At 72.2% G+C, this 13,561-nt stretch carries 12 protein-coding genes; 7 read left to right on the top strand and 5 right to left on the bottom strand.

The window, feature by feature from the left end; genetic code table 11:
- Positions 1–36 precede the first annotated feature (36 nt).
- Complete coding sequence (gene greA / locus Pdca_RS05260; RefSeq protein ID WP_174824366.1) at positions 37–525, bottom strand: transcription elongation factor GreA; 489 nt, start codon at positions 523–525, stop codon at positions 37–39.
- A 479-nt stretch (positions 526–1,004) separates the two neighbouring features.
- Between greA and mca the strand changes: the two genes are divergently transcribed.
- The 4 genes from mca (at position 1,005) to Pdca_RS05280 (ending at position 4,957) form a co-directional block, all read left to right on the top strand.
- Complete coding sequence (mca, locus tag Pdca_RS05265) at positions 1,005–1,943, top strand: mycothiol conjugate amidase Mca (RefSeq protein WP_085911582.1); 939 nt, start codon at positions 1,005–1,007, stop codon at positions 1,941–1,943.
- 81 nt (positions 1,944–2,024) lie between these two features.
- Positions 2,025–2,300: a hypothetical protein gene (locus Pdca_RS05270; RefSeq protein ID WP_085911583.1), complete on the top strand. Its 276-nt coding sequence runs from the start codon at positions 2,025–2,027 to the stop codon at positions 2,298–2,300.
- A 13-nt stretch (positions 2,301–2,313) separates the two neighbouring features.
- Positions 2,314–4,329 carry a thioredoxin domain-containing protein gene (locus Pdca_RS05275; protein ID WP_085911584.1) on the top strand — a complete coding sequence of 672 codons (2,016 nt, stop codon included), beginning with the start codon at positions 2,314–2,316 and terminating at the stop codon, positions 4,327–4,329.
- Between the two features lie 61 nt (positions 4,330–4,390).
- Positions 4,391–4,957 (top strand): hypothetical protein, encoded by a 567-nt coding sequence (locus tag Pdca_RS05280; protein WP_166665900.1) that lies wholly within the window; start codon positions 4,391–4,393, stop codon positions 4,955–4,957.
- A 16-nt stretch (positions 4,958–4,973) separates the two neighbouring features.
- Here Pdca_RS05280 and trhA read toward each other — a convergent pair whose 3' ends face one another.
- Entirely contained in the window at positions 4,974–5,600 is a 627-nt protein-coding gene (trhA, locus tag Pdca_RS05285) for a PAQR family membrane homeostasis protein TrhA (protein WP_085911771.1), read from the bottom strand.
- 164 nt (positions 5,601–5,764) lie between these two features.
- On the opposite strand from trhA, the gene Pdca_RS05290 reads away from it, so the two are divergent.
- Positions 5,765–6,535, top strand: coding sequence for an isoprenyl transferase (locus tag Pdca_RS05290; RefSeq protein WP_085911772.1), 771 nt, complete (start codon positions 5,765–5,767; stop codon positions 6,533–6,535).
- Between the two features lie 134 nt (positions 6,536–6,669).
- Here Pdca_RS05290 and Pdca_RS05295 read toward each other — a convergent pair whose 3' ends face one another.
- A complete protein-coding gene (locus Pdca_RS05295; RefSeq protein WP_085911585.1) occupies positions 6,670–7,134 on the bottom strand; it encodes a hypothetical protein in 465 nt (154 codons plus the stop codon).
- Positions 7,135–8,297: 1,163 nt separating this feature from the next.
- The gene (locus Pdca_RS05300; protein ID WP_085911587.1) at positions 8,298–8,687 is read right to left on the bottom strand and encodes a hypothetical protein; all 390 of its coding nucleotides are present in this window, start codon (positions 8,685–8,687) and stop codon (positions 8,298–8,300) included.
- 312 nt (positions 8,688–8,999) lie between these two features.
- On the opposite strand from Pdca_RS05300, the gene Pdca_RS05305 reads away from it, so the two are divergent.
- The gene (locus tag Pdca_RS05305; RefSeq protein WP_085911588.1) at positions 9,000–10,250 is read left to right on the top strand and encodes a hypothetical protein; all 1,251 of its coding nucleotides are present in this window, start codon (positions 9,000–9,002) and stop codon (positions 10,248–10,250) included.
- Positions 10,251–10,715: 465 nt separating this feature from the next.
- Positions 10,716–11,996 carry an RNA 5'-3' helicase PhoH2 gene (locus Pdca_RS05310; protein ID WP_085911773.1) on the top strand — a complete coding sequence of 427 codons (1,281 nt, stop codon included), beginning with the start codon at positions 10,716–10,718 and terminating at the stop codon, positions 11,994–11,996.
- A 66-nt stretch (positions 11,997–12,062) separates the two neighbouring features.
- On the opposite strand, the gene Pdca_RS05315 is transcribed toward Pdca_RS05310, so the two are convergent.
- On the bottom strand, positions 12,063–13,508 hold the full coding sequence (locus tag Pdca_RS05315; protein ID WP_085911589.1) for a GuaB1 family IMP dehydrogenase-related protein: 1,446 nt from the start codon (positions 13,506–13,508) through the stop codon (positions 12,063–12,065).
- Positions 13,509–13,561: the final 53 nt, after the last annotated feature.

Genomic DNA, 13,561 nt, shown 5'->3' on the forward strand with positions numbered 1-13,561 from the left:
GCCGTGTCGGCCGGGCCCGCTTCGTCGTGTCCGGTGTCAGCCGGTGAACGCCTCGATATCGACCAGGGTGACCGTCATGTTGCCGCCGTCGGGCAGCTGGTACTCGCGGGTGTCGCCGGGCTTCGCACCGAGCAGCGCCGCGCCGAGCGGGGAGTTCGGCGAGATCACCTGCAGGTCGCCGTGGCTGCCCTCCTCGCGGGAGCCGAGCAGTACCTTCTCGGTGTCCTCGTCGTCCTCGTACTTGATGGTGAGGACGGTCCCGGGGGCGGCCTCGTCGGCGCTCGACGGGGTGGTTCCGACCTGGGCGGTGCGCAGCAGCTCCTGCAGCTGGCGGATCCGGGCCTCCTGCTGGCCCTGCTCCTCGCGGGCCGCGTGGTAGCCGCCGTTCTCCTTCAGGTCGCCCTCCTCGCGGCGGGCGTTGATCTCGGCGGCGATGACGGGCCGGTTCGCGATCAACCCGTCCAGCTCGGACTTCAGCCGGTCGAAGGCCTCCTGGGTCAACCAGGTCGCCTGGGTATCCGTCACCGTCATCAACTCCTTCAGGGAACAGGGCGTGTCGCCGCCGGGCGCCGGGCGCCGACGGGGCAACGGGGTCAGCGGCACCGGGCGGCACGCCCCGAGTAAGGAAAAACACGACCCGCTGGCGGGCCGTGTACAAGACACCCTAGCACGATGCGCGCCGCTCATCGCAGCCGCTCGATGAACGGCGGCGGCGCCGAGTTGGTTCCCGACGACCGGATAATCGCAGGTGAGGGCGATGGTAGTGGTGGGGCCGAATTCCCTTCCGAAGTGCAGCGGAACCGCCCGCCGCAGTGTTCCGGTACGGGCGTCCAGCTCCGGGAACAGCGGAAACCCGGACGGCGTTGCGAGAGCTGAGCATCCCGTGCGGAGCGGTCGTTGTCGGTCCCCTCTGCCAGGATCGTGACGAACACGAACTCGCCGCCCGCGCCGGTCCCGGTCGCGCAGCGGGCCCCGAGCCAGGTGACCGTGGAGGAACCCGTCCGATGACCCCATCGCCCACGCAGAAGACCCTGTCGCTACCCGCCCCCGGCGAGCGTCCCCGGCTGCTGACGGTGCACGCGCACCCGGACGACGAGTCGTCGAAGGGAGCCGCCACCACCGCCCGGTACGCCGACGAGGGCCACGAGGTGCTCGTCGTGACCTGCACCGGCGGTGAGCGCGGCAGCGTCCTCAATCCGGCGATGGACCGGCCGGATGTGCTGGAGAACATGACCGAGGTCCGGCGCGGTGAGATGGCCAGGGCCGCCGAGATCCTCGGCGTCCGGCACGCCTGGCTCGGCTACGTCGACTCCGGGCTGCCCGAGGGCGATCCGCTGCCCCCGCTGCCGGCCGGCTGCTTCGCGCTCGGCGATGTCGAGGAGCAGACCGCCGCGCTGGTCCGCCTGATCCGCGAGTTCCGCCCGCACGTGATCGTCACCTACGACGAGAACGGCGGCTACCCGCATCCCGACCACATCCGCACGCACGTCATCTCGATGGCCGCCTGGGAGGCCGCGGGCGACCCGGCCCGTTTCCCGGAGGCCGGTCCGCCGTGGCAGCCGCTCAAGCTCTACTACGGCCACGGTTTCTCCCGGGCCCGGCTGGAGGCGTTCCACCAGGCCTTCCTGGATGCCGGCGAGGAGTCGCCCTACGCGGAGTGGCTGGCGAACTGGGGGGCCGACCGGCCCGACCCGGGCACCCGGGTCACCACCCAGGTCACCTGCGCGGACTGGTTCGGCCGCCGCGACGACGCGCTGCGTGCGCACGCCACCCAGATCGACCCGACCAGCCGGTTCTTCTTCACCCCGCTGGAGGTGCAGGCCCGGGTGTGGCCGACCGAGGACTACGAGCTGGTGCACTCGCTGGTCGACACGACCACCCCGGAGGACGACCTGTTCACCGGCATCCCGTTCGAGCGCGGGGAGCAGCGGATCGCCGGCTGACGCGCGAGTAGCCTGGCGGTCGGACGCGCGGCGCGAGCCGCGGTCCGGTTCTGACGGTTCGGTGTGCGGAGGAGGTCGGCGGTGCTGTTCGACAGCGCGACGATGATGGCGCGCGAGATCGCGACCGGCTTCCTGGTGCCGATGCAGGAACGCCAGCCGCCGCCGGGGCAGCTGCCGGAGTGGGGCAGCTCGGCGCCGGCGGGGCTGGCGGTCGTGCTGTTGCTGCTGCTGGCGACGGGGTTCCTCATCCGGAACATGAGCAAGCGGATCACCCGGCTGCCAGAGTCGTTCGACGACGATGGCGATCAGGGCGACCGGAGCGAGACGGACACCGGCGCGGAGCCCCGCAACACCTGAGAGGCTGTGCGGCATGCCGAACCGGCTTGCCACGGCCACCAGCCCGTACCTGCTCCAGCACGCCGAGAACCCGATCGACTGGCACCCCTGGTCGGCCGATGCGTTCGCCGAGGCGCGGCGCCGGGACGTCCCGGTGCTGTTGTCGATCGGCTACGCGGCCTGTCACTGGTGTCACGTGATGGCCCACGAGTCGTTCGAGGATCCGGCGATCGCCGCCGTCGTGAACCGCGGATTCGTCGCGATCAAGGTCGACCGGGAGGAACGCCCGGACATCGACGCCGTCTACATGGCGGCCACCCAGGCGATGACCGGTCAGGGCGGCTGGCCGATGACCTGCTTCCTCACCCCGGACGGCGAGCCGTTCCACTGCGCCACCTACCTGCCGCCGCAGCCCCGGCACGGGCTGCCGTCGTTCCGGCAGCTGCTCGACGCCGTGTCCGGTGCCTGGATCGGGGACGGCGAGCGGGTCCGGGTCGCCGCGGGGCGGATCGCCGAACAGCTGGCGGAGCAGGCCGCATCCGATCCCGAGCCGGTCACCGTCGGCGAGCAGACCCTCGACGACGTCGTCGAGGTGCTGGCGGGCCAGCACGACCCGGAACACAGCGGGTTCGGTCGCGCCCCGAAGTTCCCGCCGTCGATGGTGCTGGAGTTCCTGCTCCGCCATCACGAGCGGACCGGCTCCGAGCAGTCGTCGTGGCTGGCCGAGCGCACTTGCGAGGCGATGGCCCGGGGCGGGCTGCACGACCAACTGGCCGGTGGTTTCGCCCGGTACTCGGTCGACGACGGCTGGGTGGTCCCGCACTTCGAGAAGATGCTCTACGACAACGCGCTGCTGCTGCGGGCCTACGGGCATCTCGGCCGCCGCGGTTCCGCGCTCGCCGAGCGGGTCGCGGAGGGCATCGCCCGGTTCCTGCTCGACGAGCTCCGTACCCCCGAGGGCGGCCTGGCCTCGGCACTCGACGCCGATACCGACGGGATCGAGGGCCTCACCTACGTGTGGACGCCCGCGCAGCTGCGCGAGGTGCTCGGTCCCGAGGACGGTGCCCGGGCGGCCGAGCTGCTGGGGGTCACCGCGGAGGGCACGGCCGAGGGCGGCGCCTCCACCCTGCAGCTGCTCCGCGATCCCGACGACCCGGCATGGTGGGAACGGACCAGGGCCGCACTGCTCACCGCGCGCTCGGCCCGGCCACAACCGGCTCGCGACGACAAGGTGGTGACGGCCTGGAACGCGCTCGCCGTCGTCGCACTGGCCGAGGTGGGCGCCGCGTCGGGCAGGCCGGAGTGGGTGCGGGCCGCGGACCGGATCGCCGATCTGCTGCTCGACGTGCACCTGGTCGACGGCCGGTTGCGGCGGTCCTCGCGGGACGGCCGGGCGGGCGACGCCGACGGGGTGCTGGAGGATCACGCGCTGCTCGTCGCCGGACTGCTCGCGCTGCACCAGGCGACCGGCGACCCGGACCGGCTGACCGCCGCGCTGGAGCTGCTCGACAGCACCCTGGAGCGGTTCGCCGCGCCCGACCGTCCGGGTACCTACCTGGACACGGCCGCCGACTCGACGGACGCCGACCTGCTGCTGCACCGGCCCCGTGAGCTGACCGACAACGCCTCGCCCTGCGGTTCCTCGGCGCTGGCGGAGGCACTGGTGACCGCATCGGCGCTGGCCGAGCCGACGCGGGCGGCCCGCTACCGGGATGCCGCCGAGCAGGCGGTGCGCTCGGTCGGGACGCTCGCGGGGCGGGCCCCGCGGTTCCTCGGGCACTGGCTCACCGCGGCCGAGGCGCTGGTCGGTGGTCCACTGCAGGTGGCGGTGGCGGGGGAGACCGGATCCGGCCCGCTGACCGACCGGGCCCGCCGGGACGCTCCCGGTGGTGCGGTCGTCGTCGCCGGGGAGCCGGACGCCGACGGTGTCCCGCTGCTCGCCGGTCGCGGGACGATCGGCGGCAGTGCGGCGGCGTACGTGTGCCGCGGCTTCGTGTGCGACGTGCCGGTGACCGGCCCCGACGAGCTGTCGGCGCTGCTCGACCGGTGATCGTCATCGACGAATGACGTAAGCGGTGTAATGCTGTAATCATTCGACCGAGAGGGGTCCGATGATGACAGCACGAGGACGTGGACGGGGCGGCTGGCAGCAGGCCGACCTGCCCTCCGCCGACGACGCGCAGGCCTGGTTCACCGGGCGGCTGCCCGACGGCTGGTTCACCGGGGCACCGGAGATCACCTGCGACCGGGACGAGATCGTCGTCGTGGGCGAGCTGCCCGCGCTGGACACCGAGCATCCCGACACCGATGCCGGGCGGGCCGACGCGGCTGCTGCGGAGTCCGGCCGGATCTCCCGGTTCCGGGAGGAGACCCGGGAGGCGCGGATCGAGATCGCCCGGCAGGCGGAGACCCGTTACCGGCGCAAGGTCGCGTGGGGCGCCCGGCTCGGCGGGACCACGGAGCTGTTCACCACGATCTCGGTGCCGGTCATGACCAGGCTGCGCCAGCCGGAGCGGCTGGTCCTGGACACCCTGGTCGACGCCGGCGTGGCCCGGTCGCGCTCGGACGCGCTGAGCTGGTCGGTCCGGCTGGTCGGCCGGCACGCCGACGAGTGGCTGGCCGAGCTGCGCTCGGCGATGGCGCGGGTGGACGACCTGCGGGCCCAGGGCCCGTCCTGACCGGTTCCGGAACCGGTCAGCGCAGCAGCACCAGCCAGATCGCGATGTGGTGGCAGGTCCAGGCCAGCACGGTCGCCGCGTGGAAGATCTCGTGGTACCCGAAGGTGGCGGGCCACGGGTCGGGGCGCCGCAGCGCGTACACCACCGCGCCCGCGGTGTAGAGCGCTCCGCCGGCCAGGAGCAGGACGAGCGCGGCGACCCCGCCCCCGTCGAGCAGGCCGGGGAGCACGAAGATCGCCACCCAGCCGAGCGCGACATAGATCGGCACCCCCACCCAGGACGGCGCCGACGGCCAGGCCAGCTTCAGAGCGACTCCGGCGAGCGCGCCGCCCCAGACCACCGTCAGTACCCATGTCGCGGTGTCCGGCGGCAGGGCGAGCACCGACACCGGTGTGTAGGTGCCGGCGATGAACAGGAAGATCATGGAGTGGTCGAGGCGCTTCATCAGCCGCCGCCGGCCCGGATCGCTCCAGGTGCGCCGGTGGTACAGCGCGCTGATGCCGAACAACCCGAACGTGGTCAGGGTGTAGACCGCGGTCGCGGCGGCTGCCGCCGCGCCGACCAGTGCACCGGCAAGGCTGATCAGGGTGGCGCAGGCGAAGACGGATGCGACCAGGCTCCACAGGTGCAGCCAGCCGCGCATCCGGGGCTTCAGCGGCGCGGGGGAGGTGCTCACCGAGGACACGGCTCGACGTTACGTGTCGCACCCGCACGCGTCCCGGTGGGCGGGCGTACGCCACACCGGCTGTGGCGGTCGGTGACCAGCGCCCGCGTCGGCTTCCGGCGGTCGGACTAGGGTCCGTGTTCGTGGCCGTTCGAGACCTGCTCTACACGGTGTACGAGCGCAGGATCCTGCGCCAGATCGCCGGATCCGAGAGTCCGAAGCACGTTGCGCTGATCCTCGACGGCAACCGTCGATGGGCCCGGGAGGCCGGGCTCGACGATCCGGCCGAGGGGCACCGCGCCGGTGCCGCGAAGATCGTCGAGATGCTCGGCTGGTGTTCCGAGGCCGGGGTCGAGGTGGTGACGGTCTTCCTGCTCTCGACCGACAACCTCGACACCCGCTCGCCGGACGAGCTGAAGGACCTGCTCGAGATCATCGGTGGGGTGGTGGACGACCTGTCCGGCCCGGACACCCCGTGGCGGCTGCGGGTGGTCGGGGCGATGGAGCTGCTGCCGAAGTCGATGGCGGACCGGCTCGCCGCGGCGGTGGCGCGCACCGGTGACCGTGGCGGACTGCAGCTGAACGTCGCCGTCGGCTACGGCGGCCGGCAGGAGATCGCGGACGCCGTGCGCAAGATGCTGCTGACCCAGGCGGAGGCCGGACGCACGCTCGAGGAGATCGCGGAGAGCCTCGACGTCGACCACATCGCGGCGCATCTCTACACGTCCGGTCAGCCGGATCCGGACCTCGTCATCCGGACCAGCGGTGAGCAACGTCTGTCGGGTTTCCTGCTCTGGCAGTCGGCCCATTCGGAGTTCTGGTTCTGCGAGGCGTACTGGCCCGAGTTCCGGCGCGTCGATTTTCTCCGGGCACTGCGCGACTTCGCCGCACGGCACCGACGTTTCGGCGGCTGATCCGAATTCATGCGTAACCTTCGGCGCGCTCGCTCGTTATAGCAGTTTCAGATCGGCGGGCGAGCGTGCCGGCAATGCAGAAGGGCCCCGGGGTGCACCCCCGGGGCCCTTCTGCTGCGCGATGCGCGAAGGACTTACTTGTAGCCCTTGTCGCCCTTGTCGCCGTGCTGCTTGCCACCGTTGTCCTGGTCGAACTCGTCGCCGACCTCGGAGGCGTTGGTGCAGTTGACACCGTTGTCCGAGTTGACGCTCGAGGAGTTCTCGGCCTCGGAGAACAGGCCGCCCAGGGCACCCTGGATCAGGCTGTTGCCGTTGAGCGCGGTGCCGCAGGCCTGCGGGGACACGTTCAGGTTGTTGCCCGAGATGTTGACCAGGCCGCTGCTGGACTTGTCCGCGACGTTGCCGCCGTTGTGCCCGAACTGGACATCGGTCTTGTCGATGTCCTTCACGTCGGTCTTGCTGTAGCTCTTGTTGTAGCTGTCCTTGGTCTTGTTGAAGCTGTCGGTCGCCTCGTGGCTGTCGCTTGCGAACGCGAGCGGGCTCAGCGCAACGAGCGACGCGGCGCCAGCCGCGACGACGATTCCAGCCTTCTTCAGCACAGTCCGTCTCCTGTTTGAGTCGGAGAGCACGCACCGGGGACCCGGACACACTCTCAGTACTTGTCGATGCTCGAACCGGGGAGCCCGCATCGACTGGGCGTCAATCTAACGGAGGCTTCCGGTGCGGACAATCTGACCCTCCGTACTTTTTTTCCGGAGAACTGCGATCCGTTCGGGTACCAGGGGATTTGTCGATCGCGCTGGCGCGTCGCCCGGCGTGGCGAACGGGCGTGTCGAGGCTGCGCCGGGCGGTGTACCGCGAAACGCCCGATCGGCGCATGATCCGGCCCGCCGGTGCGGAGCCGGTTCCGGTGGCGGGAGCGCGGGGGCGAATCCGCCACCGGTGAGGTCTCGGCGGGGTGGCCCGGGCGGGGTGGTTCGCCGCTGGGGCGGTTCGGCCGGGGCCGGTCCGCCGGGGACGGTTCGCCTGAGGGCGGTTCGTTCCGGTCGCGGCATCCGGGCCGCGAGGTCAGCGAGCCGACATCTCGGCCGAGGTCTCTCGATCGCGGTCCTCGACCGGGCGGCGTGACCGGGCGTGCGGACGGACGGCGCGACCGGGTCGCGGTGTGGCCGGGTGGCGTGACCGGGGGTGGGCGTGGCCCGGTGGCGAGGCCGGGCCGGTGTGGCCGGGTGGCGAGGCCGGGCCGGTGTGGCCGGGTGGCGAGGCCGGGCCGGTGTGGCCGGGTGGCGAGGCCGGGCCGGTGTGGCCGGGTGGCGAGGCCGGGCCGGTGTGGCTGGGCGGTGCGGCCGGGCGGTGCGGCCGGGCCGCGCGGCTGGGCCGCGCGGCGCGGGCCGCGGGGCGCGGGCGGGGGAGTGTCCGGTCGATGCTCCCCGAGGCCCGGCCGGATGGGCGGGCGCAGCGGGCGACCGCGTCCGGTGCTGCGGCGCGGCAGCCGCGCCGAGGGATGTCCAGCCGTGACGGGGCGGTCCCTCAGCGCGGGAGCCGGTCCGACGGATCAGAAGACCTGTCACGCACAGTGAAGTGGCGTGGAGTTTCGACCACCACCGAGCATTCGGTCACCCCGGCGAGTGGTCGGGTCGTGTGAAACTGCACGGTGGGTGCCTGTGACCCGTCTGCGTCAATCCGTCGGGGGACGCCCGGAAATGGCACGAAAAAACCCCGGAGCAGATGCTCCGGGGTTTTTTCGGTGATCTGTTCGAGATCAGCCGATCGAGTCGCCGGCGCCGGCCTCCTGCGCGCAGACGTCGGACTGGTCGGTGACCGAGTCGCCCGACTTGGCCTTGGCGTCGCCCAGGATGCCCAGGGCGCCGGTGAGGCCGTTCAGGGCCGCCGCGTCCTCGACCGGGACCTGCACGCCCAGGACGTTGACCGGGACGTTGTTGTTGCAGGCCTGGATCGGCACGTTGACGTTGTTGCCGTTCAGGCCGGCGATGAGGCCCTTGGCGTCCTTGTCGATGACGTTCTCGGCACCGTGGTGGTGGCCACCCTTGTGGCCGTGGTCGTCGCCCTTGTCACCGGCGAAGGCGATCGGGCTCACCGCGAGCAGGGAGGCGGTGGTGGCCGCAACCAGGATTCCAGCCTTCTTCAGCACAGTTTTCTCCTGTTGAGTCTCGAGTCCGCCCGTAGCCGGCCTCACGCTTGCCGACACGTTGACAAGTGGGGGAGCCCGTGTCGACTGCGTGACAATCTATAGCTTCGGGTCGTGCCGAACAAATCGCTCAACACCATCGGGTTAACCTATTACTTTATGTTCGGATACTCCCTGGATCGGGCATTCACGTCGCGGTTCACGGTGCGGTCACGGCCGCCGAAGTAGTCACGGGGGGTCACGACGTACGGCCGAACGGATGCGTACCCGGCGGCTGTGACCGTCGTTCGGTTCCGGCACGCCTAGGCTCGGCGGGTGTCACCGGACGGCCTGCTGCGCGCGATCACGCGGCTCGCGTTGCGCGTGGAGCGGATCCGACCCGGCGTGCTGGACGGGCCCGGCCCCGATCCGGAGCTCGCCCGCGAGATCGCCGGTCAGGCCCGGGCTGTGCCGTCCGAGCTCGTCGCCCGCGCCTCGGAACTGCGCCGGGAGGTCGCGGCCGCGGGCCTGCCGCCGTCGTCGGCCGCCCAGTGGGATGCCCTGCTGGTGGCGCTGCACTGCCACGCGCGGACGCTGAACGGCGACCGGCCGGGATATCTCGACGAGGTCCGCGCACTGTTCGGGGTGCGCCCGCGCCGGACCGATCCCGACCGCTACCGCGAGGCCCACCGCGGGCTCGCCGAACTGCTTCCCGGGCGCGGTCCGGTCGGCCCGCGGATGCAGGCCTACCGGGAGGCGGACCTGGTCCCGCCCGGCCTGCTCGGCGCCGCCGTCACCGCGCTGACGGCGCAGCTGCGCCGCTCGACCGGCGACCGGCTCGGCCTGCCCCCGGACGAACGCGCACAGGTCGAGCTGGTCGGGGAGCGTCCCTGGACCGCGTTCACCCGGTACCGGGGCGGCCTGCGCAGCCGGGTGTCGATCAGCACCGGGGCGCGGGTGCGGGCCGGATCGCTGCTGCCGCTGCTCGCCCACGAGACCTATCCCGGGCACCACACCCAGTACTGCCGGGCGGAGCTCGCTGCGGCGCGACACCCGGAGCTGGCACTCCGGCTGGTGCACAGCCCGCAGGGGCTGATCGCCGAGGGAGCCGCCGAGGTGGCGGCGTCGGTGCTGCCCGGGCCCGGCTGGGGATCGGTGTCACAGCGGGTGCTGGCCGGCGTCGGGGTCCGGATCGACGGCCCCCTCGCCGAGCGGATCGAGACCGAGCTGGAGCTGCTCGGCCGGGTCCGGCAGGACGCGGCGCTGCTGCGGCACGTCGACGGCGCCGGACCGGACGAGGTCGTCGATCACCTGGCGCGCTGGTTGCTGCTGCCCGAGGCCAGGGCCCGGCGGGTGCTCGCGTTTCTCGATCATCCGCAGTGGCGCAGCTACCCGGTCACCTACGCCGAGGGGGCGCCGCTGGTCCGCAGCTGGCTCGCCAGGGTGCCCGACGGCCCGGTGGCCGGCCTGCGCAGGCTGCTCGACACGCCCGTCCTCCCGGCCGATCTCGCCGCACCTGACCGCCCGGGGATCGGGAACGGTTCCGGTGTGGCAGCACCCGCGATGACCCGAACGGCGTATCCGTAGCCGCTCCCGGCTCCGCCGGACGGCGGGCAGCCGATCGTGTTCGTGCAGGTTGCGTGACGTCGGACGGTGTCGATCACACGATGAACGGCAGGTTACAACTCTGCCATCGGGGTTCTTTGTAGCTCACCGCTCCGGACTTGCTATTGACCGCACGAGGGTGACCACTAGTAGCGTCCGTGTTGACGCGCCGTATCCGATGCGGCTCGTCCGGGAGGCCCTGGACGTGGTGTTGAACGCACCCGAGAGGGCCGGCACCCGGCCCTTGCGGGCGTGCCGGCCGGAGGACCGCCATGGTCCTGCGACGCCGTCACGTTCCGCGTCAGGACCGGCCGGCCCGACGCAGAGCAGGTGTGGTGCCGCACCTGCGAGGGAGCACCCGTGACCGATCGTCGTCCCGCCCTCACCGACCAGGCTCCGCTCACGGAGACCGTCGGGGACACGCCGGCAGGTTCCACCCGCTGCTACGTGCTCGACACGTCCGTCCTGCTGTCCGACCCGTGGTCGTTGCTCCGCTTCGACGAGCACCAGGTCGTTCTGCCGCTGGTCGTGATCTCCGAGCTCGAAGCCAAGCGTCACCACCCCGAGCTCGGCTGGTTCGCCCGCACCGCACTTCGTCAGCTCGACGAGATGCGGGTCAGGTACGGCCGTCTGGACGCGCCGATCCCGATCGGCGACAACGGCGGAACCCTGCACGTCGAGCTCAACCACTCCGATCCCGCCGTGTTGCCGGCCGGGTTCCGCACCGACTCGAACGACTCGCGGATCCTGGCCTGCGCGCTGAACCTGCGGGCCGATCCCACCTCCACCGCAGAGGTGACCCTGGTCACCAAGGACATGCCGCTACGGGTCAAGGCCGCGGCCGTCGGACTGGACGCCGACGAGTACCACGGCCAGGACGTCCTGTTCTCGGGCTGGACCGGGATGACGGACCTGGAGGTCGGCTCCGACGACGTCGACGCCCTGTTCCGGGACGGTGTCATCGACCACGACGCCGCCCGTGACCTGCCCTGCAACACCGGCTTGCGGCTGGTGGGCGTGTCCAACGCGCTCGGCCGGGTCACGGCGGACAAGCGGGTGAAGCTGGTCCGGGGTGACCGGGACGCCTTCGGTCTGCACGGGAGGTCCGCCGAGCAGCGGATCGCGCTCGATCTGCTGCTCGACAACGAGGTGGGGATCGTCTCGCTCGGTGGCCGGGCCGGCACCGGGAAGTCGGCGCTCGCGCTCTGCGCCGGACTGGAGGCAGTGCTGGAGCGCCAGGCGCACCGCAAGATCGTGGTGTTCCGGCCGCTCTACGCCGTCGGCGGGCAGGATCTCGGCTACCTGCCGGGCAGCGAGAGCGAGAAGATGCAGCCCTGGGCACAGGCCGTCTTCGACACCCTCGGTGCGCTGGTCAGCCAGGACGTGATCGACGAGGTGATCGCCCGCGGCATGCTGGAGGTGCTCCCGCTCACCCACATCCGCGGCCGGTCGCTGCACGACACGTTCGTGATCGTCGACGAGGCGCAGTCGCTGGAGCGCAACGTGCTGCTCACGGTGCTGTCCCGGCTCGGGACCGCGTCCCGGGTGGTGCTCACACACGACGTCGCGCAGCGGGACAACCTGCGCGTCGGCCGGCACGACGGCGTCAACGCGGTCATCGAGAAGCTGAAGGGGCATCCGCTGTTCGCGCACGTCACGCTGACCCGCAGCGAGCGCTCGCCGATCGCCGCGCTGGTCACCGAGATGCTGGAGGGGCCCGCCTCCTGATCCGTGCTGCGGCCCCGCGCACCACCGGTGCGCGGGGCCGCAGCGGATCGGAGCCCCGGTCCGGGGTTACAGCCCGTGCGGGGTGCCCTCGGTGAACCCGGCGGTCGTCTGCACCCCGACCACCGAACGCTCGTGCAGCTCGTCGAGGGTGCGGGCGCCGGCGTAGGTGCACGCCGAACGGACCCCGGAGCAGATCTCGTCCAGCACGTCCTCGACTCCGGGGCGCTCCGGGTCCAGCCGCTGCCGGGATGCCGAGATGCCCTCCTCGAACAGCGACTTGCGGGCCCGGTCGAACGCGTTGTCGCCGCGGGTCCGGGCGCTGACGGCGCGCTTGGACGCCATCCCGAACGACTCCTTGTATCCCCGACCGCGCTCGTCCCACAGCAGGTCGCCGGGGGACTCGTAGGTCCCGGCCAGCCAGGAGCCGATCATCACCGATGCGGCACCGGCGGCGAGTGCCAGCGCCACATCCCTGGGGTGCCGCACCCCGCCGTCGGCCCAGATCACCGCACCGAGCTCGCGGGCGGCCGCGGCGCACTCGGCGACCGCGGAGAACTGCGGCCGCCCGACGCCGGTCATCATCCGGGTGGTGCACATCGCGCCCGGGCCGACACCGACCTTGACGATGTCCGCCCCGGCCTGCGCCAGGTCCGCGACGCCGTCGGCGGTCACCACGTTCCCGGCCGCCACCGGCACCGCGACCCCGGCGTCGTCGACGACCCGGCGGACCGCCGCGATGGCGTCCAGCATCTTCTCCTGGTGGCCGTGTGCGGTGTCCACGACGAGGACGTCGACACCGGCGTCGAGCAGGGCCTTCGCCTTCACCGCGACGTCGCCGTTGATGCCGATCGCCGCCGCGGCGCGCAACCGGCCCGCGTCGTCGAGGGCCGGCGTGTAGATCCCGGCCCGGATCGCGCCGAGCGGGGTGAGCAGACCGGCGAGCCTGCCGTCGGCGTCGAGGCCGAGCGCGACCGGTGCCCGGCGCGCGTCGATCCGCTCGAAGACCTCGCGCGGCGCGGTGTCCACCGGCAGCAGCAGCGGGTCCGGCGCCAGGACGTCCGCGAGCCGGGTGAACCGGTCGACGCCGGCACATCCCGCCTCGCTGACGGTGCCGACCGGACGATCGCCCTCGTCCACCACGACGACCGTGTCGTGCGCCCGCTTGGGCAGCAGGTTCAGCGCGTCCGCGACGGCGTCGCCGGTGCGCAGGACCAGCGGGGTGTCCCAGACCGGGTGCCGGGACTTCAGCCAGGACACGATGCCCGCGACGGCGTCGGTGGCGACGTCCTGGGGTAGGACGGTCAGCGCGCCGCGCCGGGCCAGCGTCTCGGCCATCCGGCGGCCCGCGACCGCTGTCATGTTGGCCGCCACCACCGGGACGGTGGCGCCGGAGCGGTCGGGGGTCGTGAGGTCGACGTCGAACCGGGAGGCGACCGACGACCTGCGCGGGACGAGGAAGACGTCGTCGTAGGTGAGGTCGTGCTCCGGCCGGCGGTCGTCGAGGAAGCGCACGGTATCGGGATGCTACGCCCCGGCGGGCGGCACCGGTGTGTCACGCGCCTGTC

It is taken from the genome of Pseudonocardia autotrophica (assembly GCF_003945385.1).
GTDB classification, from domain to species: domain Bacteria; phylum Actinomycetota; class Actinomycetes; order Mycobacteriales; family Pseudonocardiaceae; genus Pseudonocardia; species Pseudonocardia autotrophica.

Excerpts from the sequence above, each read along its gene's own strand:
- mca (WP_085911582.1), top strand. The coding sequence starts at position 1,005 with ATGACCCCATCGCCCACGCAGAAGACCCTGTCGCTACCCGCCCCCGGC.
- Pdca_RS05280 (WP_166665900.1), top strand. The coding sequence starts at position 4,391 with ATGATGACAGCACGAGGACGTGGACGGGGCGGCTGGCAGCAGGCCGAC.
- trhA (WP_085911771.1), bottom strand. The coding sequence starts at position 5,600 with ATGCGCGGCTGGCTGCACCTGTGGAGCCTGGTCGCATCCGTCTTCGCC.
- Pdca_RS05275 (WP_085911584.1), top strand. The coding sequence starts at position 2,314 with ATGCCGAACCGGCTTGCCACGGCCACCAGCCCGTACCTGCTCCAGCAC.